Source organism: Streptomyces stelliscabiei (assembly GCF_014873495.1).
Classification (GTDB): domain Bacteria; phylum Actinomycetota; class Actinomycetes; order Streptomycetales; family Streptomycetaceae; genus Streptomyces; species Streptomyces bottropensis.
The window spans coordinates 7,121,646-7,139,361 of sequence record NZ_JADBGF010000001.1; the positions used below are offsets into that span (position 1 = coordinate 7,121,646).

The 17,716-nt window shown below is 70.1% G+C and carries 19 protein-coding genes and 1 tRNA gene; 19 read left to right on the forward strand and 1 reads right to left on the reverse strand.

The annotated features are described in order from the left end of the window. The first annotated feature begins 144 nt into the window (after positions 1-144). From H4687_RS31725 to H4687_RS31785, 13 genes are all read left to right on the forward strand, one after another. Entirely contained in the window at positions 145-705 is a 561-nt protein-coding gene (locus tag H4687_RS31725) for a DUF5753 domain-containing protein (RefSeq protein ID WP_318787740.1), read from the forward strand. Positions 706-797: 92 nt separating this feature from the next. Further along, on the forward strand, positions 798-1,187 hold the full coding sequence (locus tag H4687_RS31730; protein WP_046913269.1) for an ATP-binding protein: 390 nt from the start codon (positions 798-800) through the stop codon (positions 1,185-1,187). 175 nt (positions 1,188-1,362) lie between these two features. Further along, the gene (locus tag H4687_RS31735) at positions 1,363-2,214 is read left to right on the forward strand and encodes a sigma factor-like helix-turn-helix DNA-binding protein (RefSeq protein ID WP_046913270.1); all 852 of its coding nucleotides are present in this window, start codon (positions 1,363-1,365) and stop codon (positions 2,212-2,214) included. Next, the gene (locus H4687_RS31740) at positions 2,211-3,032 is read left to right on the forward strand and encodes a hypothetical protein (RefSeq protein WP_046913271.1); all 822 of its coding nucleotides are present in this window, start codon (positions 2,211-2,213) and stop codon (positions 3,030-3,032) included. The genes H4687_RS31735 and H4687_RS31740 overlap by 4 nt, the downstream gene beginning before the upstream one ends. Before the next feature lie 183 nt (positions 3,033-3,215). Then, the gene (locus H4687_RS31745) at positions 3,216-3,563 is read left to right on the forward strand and encodes an SCO3933 family regulatory protein (RefSeq protein ID WP_046913272.1); all 348 of its coding nucleotides are present in this window, start codon (positions 3,216-3,218) and stop codon (positions 3,561-3,563) included. Positions 3,564-3,568: 5 nt separating this feature from the next. Next, positions 3,569-4,939 carry an FtsK/SpoIIIE domain-containing protein gene (locus H4687_RS31750; RefSeq protein ID WP_046913273.1) on the forward strand — a complete coding sequence of 457 codons (1,371 nt, stop codon included), beginning with the start codon at positions 3,569-3,571 and terminating at the stop codon, positions 4,937-4,939. 88 nt (positions 4,940-5,027) lie between these two features. Next, a complete protein-coding gene (locus tag H4687_RS31755; protein WP_046913274.1) occupies positions 5,028-5,753 on the forward strand; it encodes a DUF2637 domain-containing protein in 726 nt (241 codons plus the stop codon). Between the two features lie 15 nt (positions 5,754-5,768). Beyond that, positions 5,769-5,948: a mobile element transfer protein gene (locus tag H4687_RS31760; RefSeq protein WP_037728579.1), complete on the forward strand. Its 180-nt coding sequence runs from the start codon at positions 5,769-5,771 to the stop codon at positions 5,946-5,948. 20 nt (positions 5,949-5,968) lie between these two features. Continuing rightward, positions 5,969-6,124 (forward strand): hypothetical protein, encoded by a 156-nt coding sequence (locus H4687_RS31765; RefSeq protein WP_005476066.1) that lies wholly within the window; start codon positions 5,969-5,971, stop codon positions 6,122-6,124. A gap of 20 nt (positions 6,125-6,144) precedes the next feature. Beyond that, positions 6,145-6,453: a hypothetical protein gene (locus H4687_RS31770; protein WP_046913275.1), complete on the forward strand. Its 309-nt coding sequence runs from the start codon at positions 6,145-6,147 to the stop codon at positions 6,451-6,453. Between the two features lie 104 nt (positions 6,454-6,557). Then, positions 6,558-7,928: a replication initiator gene (locus H4687_RS31775; protein ID WP_046913276.1), complete on the forward strand. Its 1,371-nt coding sequence runs from the start codon at positions 6,558-6,560 to the stop codon at positions 7,926-7,928. Next, entirely contained in the window at positions 7,928-8,098 is a 171-nt protein-coding gene (locus H4687_RS31780; protein WP_005480293.1) for a helix-turn-helix transcriptional regulator, read from the forward strand. The genes H4687_RS31775 and H4687_RS31780 overlap by 1 nt, the downstream gene beginning before the upstream one ends. Further along, entirely contained in the window at positions 8,095-9,501 is a 1,407-nt protein-coding gene (locus H4687_RS31785; protein ID WP_046913277.1) for a tyrosine-type recombinase/integrase, read from the forward strand. Before H4687_RS31780 ends, H4687_RS31785 begins: the two co-directional genes overlap by 4 nt. A 229-nt stretch (positions 9,502-9,730) precedes the next feature. On the opposite strand, the gene H4687_RS31790 is transcribed toward H4687_RS31785, so the two are convergent. Continuing rightward, a tRNA-Arg gene (locus H4687_RS31790) sits at positions 9,731-9,802 on the reverse strand. Positions 9,803-9,996: 194 nt separating this feature from the next. Between H4687_RS31790 and H4687_RS31795 the strand changes: the two genes are divergently transcribed. The 6 genes from H4687_RS31795 (at position 9,997) to thrB (ending at position 17,461) form a co-directional block, all read left to right on the forward strand. After that, entirely contained in the window at positions 9,997-10,485 is a 489-nt protein-coding gene (locus H4687_RS31795) for a response regulator (RefSeq protein ID WP_050399638.1), read from the forward strand. 248 nt (positions 10,486-10,733) lie between these two features. Beyond that, positions 10,734-12,008 (forward strand): ArgS-related anticodon-binding protein NrtL, encoded by a 1,275-nt coding sequence (nrtL, locus tag H4687_RS31800; protein ID WP_192781741.1) that lies wholly within the window; start codon positions 10,734-10,736, stop codon positions 12,006-12,008. A 253-nt stretch (positions 12,009-12,261) separates the two neighbouring features. Continuing rightward, entirely contained in the window at positions 12,262-13,653 is a 1,392-nt protein-coding gene (gene lysA, locus H4687_RS31805; protein ID WP_046917292.1) for a diaminopimelate decarboxylase, read from the forward strand. 190 nt (positions 13,654-13,843) lie between these two features. Continuing rightward, positions 13,844-15,142 (forward strand): homoserine dehydrogenase, encoded by a 1,299-nt coding sequence (locus H4687_RS31810; protein ID WP_028796530.1) that lies wholly within the window; start codon positions 13,844-13,846, stop codon positions 15,140-15,142. A 6-nt stretch (positions 15,143-15,148) separates the two neighbouring features. Next, a complete protein-coding gene (gene thrC / locus H4687_RS31815; RefSeq protein WP_046917291.1) occupies positions 15,149-16,207 on the forward strand; it encodes a threonine synthase in 1,059 nt (352 codons plus the stop codon). A 300-nt stretch (positions 16,208-16,507) separates the two neighbouring features. Beyond that, a complete protein-coding gene (thrB, locus tag H4687_RS31820) occupies positions 16,508-17,461 on the forward strand; it encodes a homoserine kinase (RefSeq protein ID WP_046917290.1) in 954 nt (317 codons plus the stop codon). The last annotated feature ends 255 nt before the right edge of the window (positions 17,462-17,716 follow it).

Here is a 17,716-nt window from a genome sequence, read left to right on the forward strand (position 1 = left end):
GTACCCAGCACTGATGTACTCGACCGGCTCTCTCGGGCCCTCGGTCTAGATGAAGCGACCTCGGGTGAGGTGCGGGAGCTCCTGGCCGCTGTGGAGACGGCAGTTGACGAGGTCCTGCAGCCCGAAGCGAGTGTGCTCCCTGGCGTGGCATTGGATGATGCGATCCGCGGGGCCCGGCTCGTGCGGTCGTTTCAGTGCGTGGTTCTGCCAGCCATGCTTCAGAGTGCCGAGTACGCCCGTCACGTCTTCGCGAGTGCTCCCGATGCTGACCCCGAGTCCGTCGGCCGCGCCGTCGCCGCCCGGGTGGAGCGGCAGAGCGTTCTCTACGAGCCGGGACGTGAGTCCGTATTCGTCGTCACCGAGGGCGTGTTGCGGACCTGGCCCGGAACCCCGTCGCTCATGCTCGCCCAACTTGACCGTCTGCTCGCTGTCGAGAGCCTGACTACCGTGCGGCTCGGAGTGATCCCATGGGATCGGCCGGTACCGGTCATGCCCCGGCATGGCTTCACCCTGTGCGACCGGGGGGCCGTCGCGGTGGAGGCGTTTCGGGATGAGCGGGTCTCGCACGACCCGGATGAAGTCGCCTCGTACGAGGAAGTGTTCGGTTCCTTCGACGGCGCGGCCGTCTTCGGTGGTGAGGTGCGGGAACTGCTGTTGCGGGTGATGAAGGAGTTTCGCGGTCTGGCGGACGCCGTCACTCCATAGAGGAATAATTCCTATGGATGCCTTGGTTGTTGGTTCACTCGAGGAATACTCTGCCTCTGTGCTGTCTAGCCCTCTAGACAAGGAGTCTTCCCATGTTCACCAAGTGGTGCCGCGCTTTCCCCGGGCTGCCGGATCAGGTAGCCGAAGCCCGTCACTTCGTCGCCGCCCTCCTCCACGAACGGGGCGTTGCCGATGACGCGGTCCTGGTCGTGAGCGAGCTGGCGACCAATGCCGTCCGGCACACCCTCAGCGGTTCGGCCGGCGGCTGGTTCCTGGTGGTCGTCGCCTTCAGGGCGGACGGCGTGCGACTCGAAGTGGTCGACCAGGGCGGCGACAACGTCCCCGAAATGTGCGACGTGGTCAGCCAAGGCAACGGCGGTCGCGGCTTGTGGCTCGTCTCGGCCTGCGCAAAGGACTGGGGTGTGAAGGATGTCCCGAGCGGGCGCACCGTGTGGGCCGACCTGATTGGGGACGGCGCCTGATGGGAGTCGGCCTGGCTCCCGCCATCCGCTGCGGCGTCGGTGGTAGCGGGTGAGCCCTCGGGGTGTACCTCGACGCAGATCCGGCTTCTACGTGATCGGCGCTCACTCGGGCCGCCTGCTTCCGCCTTTTCTGTCTAGGGGCCTAGACTTCGGAGGAGTCCTAGGAGGTGAAGGCATGTCGGACGAGTTGCGACGGATCATGTCGATTGATGATCCGTACCTGCTCCTGCGTGAGGTCACGACCCGGTTGGCAGACGCTCAGCGGGAGGTGACAGAGCTGGCGCGGCTTCGCCGGCGGGTGGTTCAGGACCTTCACGCGCAAGGGCTCTCGTACGCGCAGATCGCCGAGAAGGCTGGTCTGAGCCGTGGCCGGATTCACCAGATCCGCCACACTGGCCCGGCCCCCGAAGGTGCCTTCTTCGGCGCGGGCATCGTCACGGTGGTCACTCCGCTGCGGGCGGACGACGCGAAGAAGCGCACGGTCGTCGCCATGGACGACATGAACTCGGGCAAGCGTCTTGAGGACCTGGCGAAGTCGTACAGCCTCGATGTCGCCACCGGCAACGTGCTCGTGAGCGGTGAAGTCAACCTCAACCGAGACGGCCTGATCGTCGTCTGCGGTCCAGGCATGTCCGAGGACATGCGTGAGCTGTACGCCCAGGACCCGGTACTCAGCTGGCAGCACGACGACGGCGAGCCCTGGACGCTGCTGGACCGGCGCACTGGCACCATTCACCGCTCTGGGCAGGACGGTGATCCGGCTCGCCCGCACGACGTGGGATACCTCGGCCGGCTGCCCCGCCCGGACGGCAAGGGGTCGGTGCTCGCCATTGCCGGTATCCACACCCAAGGCTCCCTCGGCGCGGTCCAGTTGCTGGCATCGGATCTCAATGCCCTGTGGGGGCAGGTGGGGGAGCGCCGGTTCTCCACGCTGGTCGGAGTCGAGTACGACCCTGAGACCAGCGAGCCGCAGTCCGTAGAGCTGGTCTGCCCCCTGTACCTGCACGACGAGGAGACCGGGGCGTGAGAGTCGCCCTCGGCTCCCTCCCCTCCGAACCCGGCAAGGAGAGCGAGGATTTCGCCGCTCTCGCTCCCGGTGCTGCCGTCCTCCTCGACGGCGCCGGGGTGGCGGGGGCTGAGACCGGATGCGTGCACAGCATCGCGTGGTTCTCTGGGAACCTGGGCGCGCTGTTGCTGCGAGCCGTCACCGCGGATCCGCGCCGCCCCCTCGCCGACTGCTTGGCCGACTCCATCGCCGCGGTTCGAGCCCTGCATGGCGACAGTTGTGACCTGACCTATCGGGCCAGTCCGACCAGCACAGTCGTGGCGGTCCGGGCCGGTGACAAGGAACTGGAGTACCTCGTTCTAGGCGACTCCTCCCTACTGCTCGAAGAGAAGAGCGGGGGCTGCGCGGTCGTCACTGACCGCCGCCTGGACGAGGTCGGCAAGTCGCTTCGGGGCCCGGTCGACGCGCATCCCACCGGCTCACCCGAGCACGCTGCCGCACTTGCCGAGTACCGCGACGCGCTGACCGGTCTGCGTAACAGGCCGGGCGGCTTCTGGATCGCCGGCCCCGACCCCCGGGCGGCTGAGCACGCACTGACCGGGTCCGTGCCGCTCGACTCCCTCAACTCCGTGAGTCTCCTGAGCGACGGGGCCACGCGACTCGTGGACCGCTTCGAACTCGCCGACTGGGCAACGGTGTTGGACACCCTCAACACGTCAGGGCCGAACGAGTTGATCCGCATGGTCCGGGACGCTGAGGCCGGGGACCCGCATGGTCGGCGCTGGCCGCGTGGCAAGGCTCAGGATGATGCGACGGCCCTTCACTGGGTGCTGACGTAGGGCCGTTCGGGTCTGGCCGCAGCTCTCCTCGTATACCCCCCTAGACAGTTGATGGATCGTCGGGTTACTGTTGGCGTCAACCCCCCTAGACAGTTCGGGTGGGGCCTCCTCCTGCTGTCTAGGGGGGTATCCAGGCCGGATCGGCGTCGAGAAAGACGCCACCAACCAAGTGAGGTTCGAAGAATGCGTGTCATCCCCGTAGACACTTCCGCCGCGACGCTGCTTGTCACCAAGCTGCCCGAGACCAAGGTCAAGGACCGTCAGACCGGTGAGATCGCCGTGGACCCGGTGACCAACGCCCGGCTCATGGTGCTGGAACTGGTGTTCATCGCGTCGGGCGGTTCCGACATGATCAAGGTGACGGTGCCGGAGCCGGGCATCGGTGAGGGTCTGGTCATGGGCGCCCCGGTCGTCCTGTCCGGCCTGGTGGCCCGGCCCTGGGAGAGCGAGTTCGGCGGCCGGGCCCGCCACGGCATCGCCTACCGGGCCGACGCCGTCATGGTCAACGTTCCGACCTCGGTGCAGGGCTGAGCACCATGACCGATTCCGTCTGGACACTGATCCTGGTGCTGCTGGCACTGGCCGCGCTGCTCGTGATGCGTCGGCGGACGCCGGTCCTGTTCTGGTGGCTCATCGGGTACCCGGTCATCGCCCTGCGCGTACTCGCCTCGTACCGGGCGACCATGGACGCCTGCGGCCTGACGGTTCCGGCTTCGGCCGTCCGTCGGGCCACGGCCCGGATGATCGGGCGGGAAGCGGCTCCGGTGCCGCCTCGCCGGTCTCTGCCCCGCCCGACCGGGGCCGGCCTCGTGATGCAGTTGCGTATGGCGGCCGGGCAGGCGCCCGAAGACTTCACCGCCTCGGCCGACCGGCTACGCCACGCCTGGGGCGCGCACGCCGTGCACATCCGCCCCACCAAGCCGGGACGGCTCGAACTGCGCCTGATCGGCTGGGATGTGCTCTCCGACGTACGCCCCGCCCGTCGCTGGCGGGGGAGTGGACCGCTCACTCTCCCGCTGGCATTGCGGGAAGACGGTCACTGGCACGTACGGGACTTCCGCACCGTGCCGCACGAACTGATCCTCGGCGCCACGCAGTCCGGCAAGTCTGTCTACCTGCGCAACCTGTTGTGCGGACTGGCCCGGCAACCCGTCGCCCTCGTCGGCATCGACTGCAAGTGGGGTGTCGAACTGGCGCCTTTCGCGCCCCGCCTGTCGGCCCTCGCCGACACCTCGGACCGTGCCAACGACATCCTTGACGCCCTCCTGGAGGAGATGGAGGCACGGTTCCGGCTCATCGGCCTGTCGAGCGTGGCCGGTCCGGACGCCGTGCTCACCTCCGACGTGTGGGGGCTGCCGGACGAGGTACGGCCGGTGCCGGTCGTGGTCGTCGTCGACGAGGTCGCGGAACTCTTCCTCGCCGCCAGTCGCGACGACGAGAAGCGACGCGATGCCATGGTCACCAAGCTCATCCGCCTCGCCCAGCTCGGCCGCGCGGCCGGCATCTACCTGGAGGTCTGCGGGCAGCGCTTCGGCTCCGAACTCGGCAAGGGCGCCACGATGCTCCGCGCCCAGCTCACCGGCCGTGTCTGCCACCGCGTCAACGACGAGACCTCCGCCAATATGGCGCTCGCCGACATTGCCCCCGAAGCGGCCCTCGCCGCCACGTCCATTCCGGCCGTACGGCCTGGGGTCGCGGTCGTCGGCGACTCCTCCGGCGGCTGGTGCCGCGTCCGCTCGCCCCACCTCACCCTCGACGAAGCGGCGGCCATCTGCCGCGACACCTCGGCCCTGGTCCCGGACCTGCCCCGGCTCGCCTCCTTCCGCCCCGCCCTCGCCGCGACGCCGGTCGAGTCGGCCCCGGCCGCCGTACCTGCCCCGCCCACCACGCGCCCGGTCACCGAGTAGCGCACCCCCTCCTCCCACGGTCGGCGTGACCGCCTCACGCCAAGGTCCCTACCCCTCCCATGCCGAAAACAGGAAGGAAGACGAGCCGATGCGCGCCCAACTTGCCCGCCTGGACGCCGTGATCGTCCAAGCCGTCATCGCGGGCGCCCTGTCCTTCTCCCACCTCCACGACCTCGCCGAAGCGGCCGGACAGGGCGGCTGGAAGGCATGGGCCTACCCGATCAGCGTTGACCTCCTGCTGGTCGCCGCCTGGCGTCGGATGCGCGAACAACAGGGGGCCGGACAACCAGCCGGGGGCCCACGCCTGTGGTTCCTCGTCGCCCTCGCCGCATCCCTCGGCGCCAACGTCGCCACCGCCGGGCTCCTCGACCTGGACCACGTACCCGCCTGGCTCCGCGTCGTGGTCGCGGGCTGGCCGGCCGTCGCCTTCTTCGGCGGAACCCTCCTCGCCCACGCACCACACCACCCCAAGGAAGCACCAGAGGTCCCGGCCCCGTCGACGACCGGCCTGCACGACCAATCGACCACCGCCCCCGTCGCCGTCGACATGGCCGACCGGGACGCGCTCCCGGCATTGCCCACTGAGCCCGACCCCACCCCTCAGCCCACCGCCGAACCGGTGACCGATCTCGTCCCCGCTCCGGCCCCGGCGCCCGTGCCCGCCGTCGCGCTCCCTCCCGCCCTCGTCGACCGCGTCCGCGCCCTGGCCGACGAACACCACTCGGCCACCGGCCACCCGGCCGACCCCGACGCCGTACGCGCCCGACTCGGCCTGCCCCCGTCCATGACCGCGTCCGTCGCCGCCCACCTCTGACGAAGGGACACCGCCATGAACCGCCGCTTCCGCAACGTCCGCCGTATCGGCCCCGTGAACGTCGCCTCGTTCGTCGAGCGCGGCAAGAACCGCCACTTGGCCGCCTGTACCGCGCCCCGCTGCGACTTCTCTGCCGAGTACGACTCCCGCGCCGCCGCCGAACTCGCCGCCCGAACCCACCGCTGCTCGCCCTGACCTGACAGGAGATCAATCCCATGGACGTTCCGCTCTGGCTCGCCCTGCTCTGCGTCGGGGTCCTGGGCGTCAAGCTCATCCGCCCGCCCTGGTGGCTCATCACCGTGCTGCTCCTCGGCGGCTACCTCATCGCAGACAGCCTGCTCGCCCCCGTCATCAACTCCCTCGTCAAGTAGCCACCGAAGGAGACCCGCCCATGTTCCAGCCGAAGATCCCGACCATGCCTCAGCCGACCGGCCTGGTAACTCCGCCCGCAGTCGTCGAGCCGGCCACCGTCACCCCCGCCGCCCATATCCCGCAGCTGGCTCCCGGCGCCGCTCCGGCCCTCTCCCGGCCCGCTATCCAGCTCACCCCCGGGACCGCACTCGCCCTCGTCGGCGGCGGCACCGCCGTGGTCCTAGTCGTCGGCGCCGTCCTCGTCTCCATGCTCCTCGCCGTCGCCGTCACGGCCACCTCGACCGCCGTCTGTGCCGTCGTCATCCGCTCCCTCCTCACCCGTCGCTGACTCAACGGCTCCACCTGTGCTCAGCCTGCCCACACTGTCTAGCCCCCTGGACGGCGTGGGCGGCGGGCGCGAAGACCCTGATCCCTGGCAGGAGGAACCCGCGCATGCACCCCCCGGCTCCCCTCGGAGCCATCCGTCACCTGACCACCCTCGCCCGACACGGCGACCTCGGCGCCTACGCCCGCCAGATTCAGCGCCTCGGCGGCTGCGAGCGGCCCGTACGGATGGAGGGCCACCGGCTCGACGTCCACGCCGCCACGGGTGAGATCGTCCGCGAGATCGTTGACACCGACCTTCCGGCCGGACAGCTCCTCATCCGCTGCAACAACCGCCGTGCCACCCGGTGCGCCACCTGCGCCGAGGTGTACCGCAAGGACACATTCCAACTCGTCACGGCCGGGCTCAGTGGCGGCAAGGGCATCGGTCCCGCCGTCGCAGAACACCCCCGCGTCTTCGCCACCTTCACCGCCCCCTCGTTCGGTCCTGTGCACAACCGCCCCGGCGGCGGCCGGTGTCGCTGCGGCCGACTCCACCCCGACGACGACCCCGCACTCGGCACACCCCTGGACCCCGACCGCTACGACTACCGCGCCGCAGTCCTCTGGAACGCCCACGCTGGCGCGCTCTGGGCCCGCTTCACCACCTACCTGCGCCAGCAACTCGCCGCCCGTGCGGGCCTCACCCGCTCGGAGCTCCGCGACAGCCTCAAGGTCTCGTACGCCAAGGTCGCCGAGTACCAGCAACGCGGTGCCGTCCACTTCCATGCCGTCATCCGCCTCGACGGCCCCGACGGCGCTGAAGACACCCCACCGCCCTGGGCGACGACCGAACTCCTCACCGACACAATCCGCACGTCGGCGCGCCTCGCCGAAGCCCCCGGCCCTGTCCTCGACGCACGCCCCTACACCTTCCGCTTCGGCAAACAGCTCGACGTCCGCCCCATCCACTCGGCCGACTTCGCGGGCACCTCGGAACTCTCCAGCCGCGCCGTCGCCTCGTACATCGCGAAGTACGCCACCAAGGGCGCCGAGACGGCCGGCACCCTCGACCGCCCCATTCGCAACCCGATCACCGACCTGATCGGATCCGGCGTCACCGACCACGCCCGACAGCTGATCCTCACCTGCTGGCACCTCGGAGCCCGCCCCGAACTCGAAGACCTACGCCTGCGCAAGTGGGCCCACATGCTCGGCTTCCGCGGCCACTTCTCCACCAAGTCCCGCGCCTACTCCGTCACCCTCGGCGCCCTCCGCCAGGAACGCGCCGACCACAACGAAGCACTCACCCGCGCACGCGCTGCCGAAGCAGGCCACCCCCTGCCCGACCCGGACACCGTGCTCGTCCTCTCCCACTGGCGCTTTGCCGGAACCGGCCTGACCGCTGCTGAGACCTGGTTCGCCACCTCACGGCGACCCGCTGTCCCCGACACCGACACGGAAGGAGACTCGGCGTGGATCGCCGACGAGACGAACTGATGACTGTCCCGCAGGTCCTCACCGAGCTGGGCGGAATCTCTCGCCGCACCTTCTACCGCTGGCGTGAGCTGGGACAGGCTCCAGAAGCGATCAAGCTTCCGAACGGTGAACTCCGCTTCTGGCGCAGTGACTTCACTGCCTGGCTTCACGGACTCGGGGAGGCGGCGTGAAGTCGCATGACGTGAAGGTGTGGAGCATCCGTAAGCGGCCGTACAAGACGCCGTCCTACGACGTGCGATGGAAAGTCGGCGATGTCCCGCCGTTCTCCGAGACCTTCCGGACGAAGGCGCTCGCCGACAACTTCCGCGCGAAGCTTCTCCGGGCTGCTCAGAAGGGCGAGGCGTTCGACACGGAAACCGGGCTGCCGGACTCCATGGCACCTGCCAAAGAGTCCCGCACCTGGTACGACTTCGCGCGGGCGTACGTCGCCATGAAGTGGCCGCACGCCGCTCCGAACTCCCGCGACAGTCTGAACGAGACCATGACCCTCGTCACGACTGAACTCCTGGGTGATCGGCCTGGGCGTCCGGCCGACGACATCTTGCGGCGTGCTCTGCGCGGCTGGGCCTTCGTCGTCCAGGCCGGGGACGAGGACGAGCCCCCGGTGGACATCGCGAACGCTCTTCGATGGGTGGCCAAAGCCTCGCTGCCGCTTGCCATGCTCAAGAATCCGGCGGACATCCGCCGTGTCCTCGACTCGCTCAAGCTCAGGCTTTCCGGGGATCCGGCGGCTGCCGAAACGGTGCGGCGAAAGCGAGCGGTCCTCTTCAACGCCCTCGCCTACGCGGTCGAACTGGGGGAGCTGCCTGAGAACCCCGTGACGCTCGTGAAGTGGAAGCTGCCCAAGGTCACCAAGGAAGTGGACCGCCGGGTTGTGGTGAACCCTCAGCAAGCCCGGGACCTCCTCGCTGCGGTCTCGTACGTGGGCGGCTACCGCCGGGCCCGTGGGCGCCGCCTCGTCGCTCTCTTCGCCTGTATGTACTTCGGTGGGCTGCGGCCGGCGGAAGCCGTGGGTCTGCGACGCCCGGACTGCACATTGCCGGATGCGGGTTGGGGTTCGCTGATTCTGGAGAAGACCCGCCCGACCGTCGGAAAGCGCTGGACCGGGACGGGGGAAGTGCACGACAACCGGGGCCTCAAGAACCGCCCCGCGAACGAAACCCGGATCGTCCCCATCCCGCCTCGCCTCGTCCGCATACTCCTCGCCCACATCAAGGAGTTCGGCACCGCCAAGGACGGACGGATGTTCGCAAACGAACGCGGGGGAGTGGTCGCTTCCACTACCTACTGGCGCGTCTGGGACGAGGCTCGGCACCTGGCGCTCACGCCCGAGCAGGTGGCCTCGCCGTTGGCCGCTCGACCGTACGACCTGCGGCACGCCGCGCTCTCCTCCTGGCTCAACGCTGGTGTGGACCCCACCGAGGTAGCGGAGCGCGCGGGCAACAGCGTCGAAGTGCTCCTGAGCCGGTACGCCAAGTGCCTCGACGGTCGGCAGGACGTCGCCAACCGTCGGATCGCCGAACTCCTCGGCGAGGATGACGGCCAGGAGGACCGGCCCGGCGTCGGGCCCTGACCCACGCACTCCTCACGCACACCTGCGGCATGATGGCCCCTGGACTCCGGTCCGGGGGCCTCGTCGTTTCCCGGGCCCCACCTGCGGATTCGTGCTCTGCGGCCAGTCCACACATAGTCCACAGCCCCCGACATACGGCCGCTCCGAGCGGCACACGGCTGCACATACGCGAAGACCCCGTTCTCAGCGAAAGCGCTGATGGCGGGGTCTTTGGGCACCTCATGCAAGGTGCCCCCGGCAGGATTCGAACCTGCGCACACGGCTCCGGAGGCCGTTGCTCTATCCCCTGAGCTACGGGGGCGTGTCGGGCGCCTTGTGGGGCGGCGACGGGTAGAACCCTACCAGCTCTCCGAGGGAGATCATGAACGGTTTTTGGTGGGTGGAGGGTGGGGTTGAGCTGGGGGAGACCGCCCGCAGGGGGTGGAAGTGGGGAAAACCCGGACGCGGCGGTGGGGGCGGACCTACTCTCGAGTTGTGTCAGGCGCGTCCGGCCGGGTGCTTGTTGTAGACGACAACAAGGTCATCCGGCAGCTGATCAGGGTCAATCTCGAGCTGGAGGGCTTCGAGGTGGTGACCGCGGCCGATGGTGCCGAGTGCCTGGACGTCGTTCACCAGGTGCGGCCAGACCTCATCACCCTCGACGTGGTCATGCCCCGTCTCGACGGCCTCCGCACCGCCGCACGGCTGCGCAGTGACCCCCGGACGCGGCGCCTTCCGCTCGTCATCGTCAGTGCCTGCTCGCAGTACGAGGTCGAGGCCGGGCTCGACGTCGGCGTCGACGCGTTCCTTGCCAAGCCCTTCGAGCCAGCCGAACTCGTAGCCCTGGTACGGCAGTTGGTGGAGAGTGGGACCTCCGGCGACGGTGAGGCCGAGCCGTCGTACGGGATCGGTGGCGACGGTCCCGCCCCAGTCGGTGGCACCGAGCACGCCGAGCACGCCGAGCACACCGAGTGCGCGGAGCGGGCCGGTCGCACCGGCAGCTGAACTCCGCGTGCATGGGAGTTTTCGGGACTGCGGGACTGCGGGACGGCGGGTTGCGGGGCCTCGGAACCTCCGGGAGCCGTGGACACCTCGAAACGCCGGCCCTGCCCGTCAGCCAATGACGCGTCGCCCCGTCGCCGTCCCCTCGTAGACGCCTCAGCCGCAGGCGCCCCACCCCACCCTGTCCACATCCCGGACCTCAGGCCAAACCGGCTCGCATACCCACCCCCCTCCTCCCATACCCTTGTCCCGTGACCCCCGTCGAGCTCTCCCGTACCGTGCTGCGCGCGGTGCGTCGTGCTGTGGACGAAGGGGAGCTGAGCGTCGCCGTGCCCGCACATGCCGTCGTGACTCCCCCCGGGCCCGGGGGGAGCGGGGACTACGCGACGAACATCGCGTTGCAGCTGGCCAGGCCCGCCGGGCGGCCGCCGTTGCGGGTCGCCGAGATACTGCGGCCCCACCTCAGTGAGACCGCGGGCGTCGCCGCCGTCGAGATCACCGGCCCCGGGTTCCTCAACTTCCATCTCGAACGGGTGGCCGTCACCACGCTGGTACGCCGGATCCGAGGGACGGCGGGCAGCGTTCAGGGAGCCGGGGCCACCCAGGGCGGCGAGGGCTCCGATCCCCTCCCGTACGGCCACGGCGACGCCCTCGCCGGGCAGGTCGTCCGGCTGCGGATCCCGTACGACATCCGTGCGGAGGTCATCGCCGACGCGCTCGTGCGGATCGTCGCCAGCCAGGGCGGTCGCGTCGAGGTCGATCACATCCGGTCCCAGGCCGTCGCCGACGAGGGCAAGTTCGACGGTCCCCAGAGCCCCGACGGCCCCGCGAACGCCGACGATCCAGACCTCGCGCACGAACCCCCCGCCCCTGATCGCCCCGGCGGGACCATCACCCCCACCCCCAGCCCCACCCCCAGCCCCACCCCCAGCCTCACCCCCATCGACCTCCGCCCCGTCCCCGCCCCCGAGGACCCCACCCCCCTCGGCCCCGACGCCCTCCGCTGGGCCCTCCTGCATCCGGCCGCCCACGACCGCCCCCGGATCACCGCCGACCTCCTCGTGCAGCGGGCCGCGAACCCCCTCTTCCGGGTCCGTTACGCCCACGCCCGAGCCCGCGCGCTCACCCGCAACGCCGCGGCCCTCGGCTTCACCGCCGCTCCGGGGCCCCTGGACACCCCCTGCGCCCCGGGCGACCTCCGTACCTCCTCCATCAACACCAAGCGCACCGCCGACCCCACCGACCCCACCGCCACCCCCGACACAGCCACCCCCCTCGTCACCGCCCTCACCACCTACCCCTCCGCCCTCACCCGAGCCGCCACCCTCCGCGCTCCCGATCGACTCGCCCGGCACCTGGTCGTCCTCGCCGACGCCCTGCTCGCCTTCCAGCACACGGTGCTGCCGCGCGGCGACGAGAAACCCTCGGCCGCCCACCGGGCCCGGCTGGCGCTCGCCGAAGCCGCCGGGACGGTGCTGGCCGGCGGCCTGTCCCTGCTCGGCATCGACGCACCCGAATATCTCTGAGCGAGCCCGCGAAGCCCCAAGCCACCGAGCAGACAGCCGAGAGCAGACAGCCGAAAGCCGAAAGCCGAAAGCCGAAAGCCGAGAGCCGAGAGCCGAACGGCGACGCCCACCGCCGAAGGCCCACCGCCCCCAGCGGAAGCCCGAGCCGAAGCCCAAGCCCAGGCCCGGCCCGAAGCCAAGGCCCAGCCAAGGCCACGCCCCGGTCGCCGGCCCTCCGCGCCGCAGCCCAGAGTTCACAGAAAGCCGTACTGACATGAGCCGTTCCGCACACCCCGCCGGTCCCCGTCACGCCGACGTGCTTCCCGAGGGGCACTACGCCGCCCCGCCCGCCGACCTGAACACGCTGGACCCGAAGGTGTGGGCGCAGACCGTCACCCGCGCGGACGACGGGGTCGTCAGCGTCGGTGGGATCGATGTGAAGGCGCTCGCGGAGGAGTTCGGTACGCCGGCGTACTTCGTCGACGAGGCCGACTTCCGGGCGCGGGCGCGCGCCTGGCGTACGGCGTTCGGGCAGGACGCCGACGTGTTCTACGCGGGGAAGGCGTTCCTGTCCCGGGCCGTCGTGCGCTGGCTGCACGAGGAGGGGCTCAACCTCGACGTGTGCTCAGGCGGTGAGCTGGCGACCGCCCTGTCCGCCGGGATGCCCGCCGACCGCATCGCCTTCCACGGCAACAACAAGTCCACCGACGAGATCCACCGGGCCATCGAGGCCGGCGTCGGCCGTATCGTGCTCGACTCCTTCCAGGAGATCGTCCGGGTCGCCCACATCGCGCAGTCGCTCGGCCGGCGCCAGCGGGTGCAGATCCGGGTCACCGTCGGCGTCGAGGCCCACACGCACGAGTTCATCGCCACCGCCCACGAGGACCAGAAGTTCGGGATCCCGCTCGCCGGCGGACAGGCCGCGGAGGCCGTGCGGCGGGCGCTCAAGCTGGACGGGCTCGAACTCATCGGGATCCACTCGCACATCGGGTCGCAGATCTTCGACACGTCCGGGTTCGAGGTCGCCGCCCACCGTGTCGTCGGCCTGCTCAGGGACATCCGTGACGAGCACGGCGTCGAGCTGCCCGAGATCGACCTCGGCGGCGGCCTCGGCATCGCCTACACCAGCGCCGACGACCCCCGCGAGCCCCACGAGATCGCCAAGGCACTCACCGAGATCGTCAACCGTGAGTGCGACGCCGCGAAGCTCCGCACTCCCCGGATCTCCGTCGAGCCGGGACGCGCGATCGTCGGGCCCACCGCGTTCACGCTGTACGAGGTCGGCACCATCAAGCCGCTGGACGGGCTGCGGACGTACGTCTCCGTGGACGGGGGCATGTCCGACAACATCCGCACCGCGCTGTACGACGCCGAGTACAGCGTCGCGCTGGTGTCCCGGACCTCCGACGCCGAGCCGATGCTCGCGCGCGTGGTCGGCAAGCACTGCGAGAGCGGTGACATCGTGGTGCGGGACGCGTTCCTGCCGGCGGACCTGGCACCGGGTGACCTGATCGCCGTGCCGGCGACCGGCGCGTACTGCCGTTCGATGGCGAGCAATTACAACCACGTCCTGCGCCCGCCGGTCGTCGCCGTCAATGATGGACAGGCCCGGGTCATCGTCCGCCGGGAGACGGAGGAGGATCTCCTCCGTCTCGACGTCGGCTGAACGGCTCCTTCGGGCAGGAAAAGCACCGGGCCGAAAGAGTTCCGCGGGCCGAAAGATCTCCGTCTTCCGGCCCGGTGAAAATGAAATAGATGTCTCACGATCCGGACGAGGGATAGAAACTCCCGTCCGGTGAGTGAGACTGGTTCCACCGTATTCGGTATGTCGGTATGTGAGGAAACGAGGTCGGATGATGCGTACGCGTCCGCTGAAGGTGGCGCTGCTGGGCTGTGGGGTAGTCGGCTCAGAGGTGGCGCGCATCATGACGACGCACGCCGACGACCTCGCCGCCCGCATCGGTGCCCCGGTCGAACTCGCGGGCGTGGCCGTCCGGCGGCCCTCGCGGGTGCGTGCGGGCATCGACCCGGCACTCGTCACCACCGACGCGACCGCCCTGGTCAAACGGGGGGACATCGACGTCGTCGTCGAGGTCATCGGTGGTATCGAGCCCGCCCGCACCCTCATCACCACCGCGTTCGAGCACGGTGCCTCCGTCGTCTCCGCCAACAAGGCGCTGCTCGCCCAGGACGGCGCCGCGCTGCACGCCGCGGCCGGCGAGGCCGGCAAGGACCTCTATTACGAGGCCGCCGTCGCCGGCGCCATCCCGCTGATCCGTCCGCTGCGCGAGTCCCTCGCCGGCGACAAGATCAACCGGGTGATGGGCATCGTCAACGGCACCACCAATTTCATCCTCGACAAGATGGATTCCACGGGCGCCGGGTATCAGGAGGCCCTCGACGAGGCCACCGCCCTCGGATACGCGGAAGCCGACCCGACCGCCGATGTCGAGGGGTTCGACGCCGCCGCCAAGGCCGCGATCCTCGCCGGCATCGCCTTCCACTCGCGTGTGCGGCTCGACGACGTGTACCGCGAGGGCATGACCGAGGTGACGTCGGCCGACTTCGCCTCCGCCCGGAACATGGGCTGCACCATCAAGCTGCTCGCCATCTGCGAGCGGGCCGCGGACGGTGGCTCCGTCACGGCGCGCGTGCACCCCGCGATGATCCCGCTGACCCACCCCCTCGCCTCCGTGCGCGGCGCCTACAACGCCGTGTTCGTGGAGTCGGACGCCGCCGGGCAGCTGATGTTCTACGGGCCGGGCGCGGGCGGCGCCCCCACGGCCTCCGCCGTGCTCGGCGACCTCGTGGCCGTGTGCCGCAACCGGCTCGCGGGCGCCACCGGCCCCGGCGAGTCCGCGTACGCCGCCCTGCCGGTCTCGCCGATGGGTGACGTGGTCACCCGCTACCACATCAGCCTTGACGTCGCCGACAAACCGGGTGTTCTCGCCCAGGTGGCGACCGTGTTCGCGGAGCACGGCGTATCGATCGATACGGTGCGGCAGCAAGGACGGCCGGACGGCGGCGGCGAGGCCTCTCTCGTCGTCGTCACGCATCGCGCCTCCGACGCCTCCCTCAGCGGGACCGTCGAGGCACTGCGCAATCTCGACACCGTGCGGGGTGTCGCCAGCATCATGCGGGTTGAAGGAGAGTAACCAGCAATGACCCACCAGTGGCGCGGAATCATCGAGGAGTACCGGGACAGGCTGCCCGTCTCCGCCAGCACGCCGGTCGTGACGCTCCGCGAGGGCGGCACGCCCCTCGTGCCCGCGCAGGTGCTCTCCGAGCGCACGGGCTGCGAGGTCCACCTCAAGGTCGAGGGTGCCAACCCGACCGGGTCCTTCAAGGACCGCGGCATGACCATGGCCATCACGCGGGCGAAGGAGGAGGGTGCGAAGGCGGTCATCTGTGCCTCCACGGGCAACACCTCCGCCTCCGCGGCCGCCTACGCCGTCCGCGCGGGCATGGTCTCCGCCGTGCTCGTCCCGCGCGGGAAGATCGCGCTGGGCAAGATGGGCCAGGCCCTGGTGCACGGCGCGAAGATCCTCCAGGTCGACGGCAACTTCGACGACTGCCTCACCCTCGCGCGTGAACTGAGCGACAACTACCCGGTGGCGCTGGTCAATTCGGTGAACCCGGTGCGCATCGAGGGCCAGAAGACCGCCGCGTTCGAGATCGTGGACATGCTGGGCGACGCCCCCGACATCCATGTCCTGCCGGTGGGCAACGCGGGCAACATCACGGCGTACTGGAAGGGCTATACGGAGTACGCGGCCGACGGCATCGCGGCCAGGACCCCGCGCATGTGGGGATTCCAGGCTTCCGGTTCCGCGCCCATCGTGCGCGGCGAGATCGTCAAGGACCCGTCGACGATCGCCACCGCGATCCGCATCGGCAACCCCGCGTCCTGGAACTACGCCCTGGCGGCGCGGGACGAGTCGGGCGGCTTCATCGACGAGGTGACGGACCGTGAGATCCTGCGCGCCTACCGCCTGTTGGCCGCTCAGGAGGGTGTCTTCGTGGAGCCCGCCTCCGCCGCTTCCGTGGCCGGTCTGCTGAAGGCCGCGGAGAACGGCAAGGTCGACCCGGGCCAGACCATCGTCTGCACGGTCACCGGCAACGGACTCAAGGACCCCGACTGGGCCGTCGCGGGCGCCCCGCAGCCCGTCACCGTCCCGGTGGACGCGGCGACGGCGGCCGAGCGCCTCGGCCTGGCGTAACCTTCGTCCAGCCGTTCGAAAAGACCTGGGAGTCGCGCGTAGACGACGATTCCCGGGGGATAACCCTGACAGGACCCGACAGGGGGTGCACGGGGGGCTTACGACACGCATCGTGCGCCTCTTGTGCGCCCTATGTCGCCACAGAACCTTCCTTCGATAGGCTGTAGTGAACCCGCCCGCCGCATATGCCCCCCAGGGGTGCGGCGCCGCGCCGTCCTGAACGGCCGCAGGGGCCTCACGTACGCATCGAATGTCATTCGACAATCGTCAATCCCGCAGTTCAAGGAGAGTCATCGAGCGATGGCCGGTCCAGCGTTCCGCGCCGCCGCCGTACGGGTGCGCGTCCCCGCCACCAGCGCCAACCTCGGTCCGGGCTTCGACGCCCTGGGCCTGTCGCTGGGGCTCTACGACGACGTGGTCGTCCGGGTGGCCGACTCCGGCCTGCACGTCGACATCGCGGGGGAGGGCGGCGAGACCCTCCCGCGCGACGAGCGGCACCTGCTCGTCCGCTCCCTGCGCACCGCCTTCGACCTGCTGGGCGGACAGCCCCGGGGCCTGGAAATCGTCTGCGCCAACCGTATTCCGCACGGCCGCGGCCTCGGCTCCTCCTCCGCCGCCATCTGTGCCGGCATCGTCGCCGCCCGCGCCGTGACCATAGGCGGCGACAACCGGCTCGACGACGCCGCGCTGCTCGAACTGGCCACCGAGATCGAGGGGCACCCCGACAACGTGGCGGCCTGTCTCCTCGGCGGCTTCACGCTCTCCTGGATGGAGGGCGGCGCCGCGCGGGCGATCAGGATGAAGCCCGCGGATTCCATCGTTCCGGTGGTTTTCGTGCCCGGGAAGCCCGTTCTGACCGAGACGGCGCGCGGACTGCTCCCGCGCACCGTCCCGCACGTCGATGCAGCGGCCAACGCGGGCCGGGCGGCCCTCCTCGTGGAAGCCCTGACCAGGCGCCCCGAGCTGCTGCTGCCCGCCACCGAGGACCGGCTGCACCAGGAGTACCGGGCGCCCGCCATGCCGGAGAGCGCGGCCCTGGTCGAGCGACTGCGGGCCGACGGCATTCCCGCCGTCATCTCCGGCGCGGGACCCACCGTCCTGGCCCTGGCCGACCACGCGAGCGCCGACAAGGTGGCCGATCTCGCGGGTGCGGGCTGGGCCGCGAACCGGCTGGACCTCGACGCCCGAGGGGCGTGCGTCCTGCCGCTCACCACCACCGTCACCGGACCCGGCGCCGACGGTGCCGAGGAATAGCGGAGTCCGGTTGCGGGATTTCGAGAGGGGGAATGTTTGTTGGATCCGGTAGTGTTAACCTCAAGTCTGCACCTGCCCCAGCCATGGCGAGGTGCTTATCGTCCCCGTCAGGGACAACCTTTCTTCCGGGAGTCTCCCAAGCCGCACTGTGCTTCGTACGTCAAGCTGTACGCCGTACGCAGGCACTGAGCGGTCTGCCGAGCAGGCTCCGGAACCGGCGCGTTGCCGAGCCGCGTGACACAGACACTCAGTGCC

Excerpts from the sequence above, each read along its gene's own strand:
- H4687_RS31730 (WP_046913269.1), top strand. The coding sequence starts at position 798 with ATGTTCACCAAGTGGTGCCGCGCTTTCCCCGGGCTGCCGGATCAGGTA.
- H4687_RS31735 (WP_046913270.1), top strand. The coding sequence starts at position 1,363 with ATGTCGGACGAGTTGCGACGGATCATGTCGATTGATGATCCGTACCTG.
- H4687_RS31745 (WP_046913272.1), top strand. The coding sequence starts at position 3,216 with ATGCGTGTCATCCCCGTAGACACTTCCGCCGCGACGCTGCTTGTCACC.
- H4687_RS31750 (WP_046913273.1), top strand. The coding sequence starts at position 3,569 with ATGACCGATTCCGTCTGGACACTGATCCTGGTGCTGCTGGCACTGGCC.
- H4687_RS31755 (WP_046913274.1), top strand. The coding sequence starts at position 5,028 with ATGCGCGCCCAACTTGCCCGCCTGGACGCCGTGATCGTCCAAGCCGTC.
- H4687_RS31760 (WP_037728579.1), top strand. The coding sequence starts at position 5,769 with ATGAACCGCCGCTTCCGCAACGTCCGCCGTATCGGCCCCGTGAACGTC.
- H4687_RS31765 (WP_005476066.1), top strand. The coding sequence starts at position 5,969 with ATGGACGTTCCGCTCTGGCTCGCCCTGCTCTGCGTCGGGGTCCTGGGC.
- H4687_RS31770 (WP_046913275.1), top strand. The coding sequence starts at position 6,145 with ATGTTCCAGCCGAAGATCCCGACCATGCCTCAGCCGACCGGCCTGGTA.
- H4687_RS31775 (WP_046913276.1), top strand. The coding sequence starts at position 6,558 with ATGCACCCCCCGGCTCCCCTCGGAGCCATCCGTCACCTGACCACCCTC.
- H4687_RS31780 (WP_005480293.1), top strand. The coding sequence starts at position 7,928 with ATGACTGTCCCGCAGGTCCTCACCGAGCTGGGCGGAATCTCTCGCCGC.
- lysA (WP_046917292.1), top strand. The coding sequence starts at position 12,262 with ATGAGCCGTTCCGCACACCCCGCCGGTCCCCGTCACGCCGACGTGCTT.
- H4687_RS31810 (WP_028796530.1), top strand. The coding sequence starts at position 13,844 with ATGCGTACGCGTCCGCTGAAGGTGGCGCTGCTGGGCTGTGGGGTAGTC.
- thrC (WP_046917291.1), top strand. The coding sequence starts at position 15,149 with ATGACCCACCAGTGGCGCGGAATCATCGAGGAGTACCGGGACAGGCTG.
- thrB (WP_046917290.1), top strand. The coding sequence starts at position 16,508 with ATGGCCGGTCCAGCGTTCCGCGCCGCCGCCGTACGGGTGCGCGTCCCC.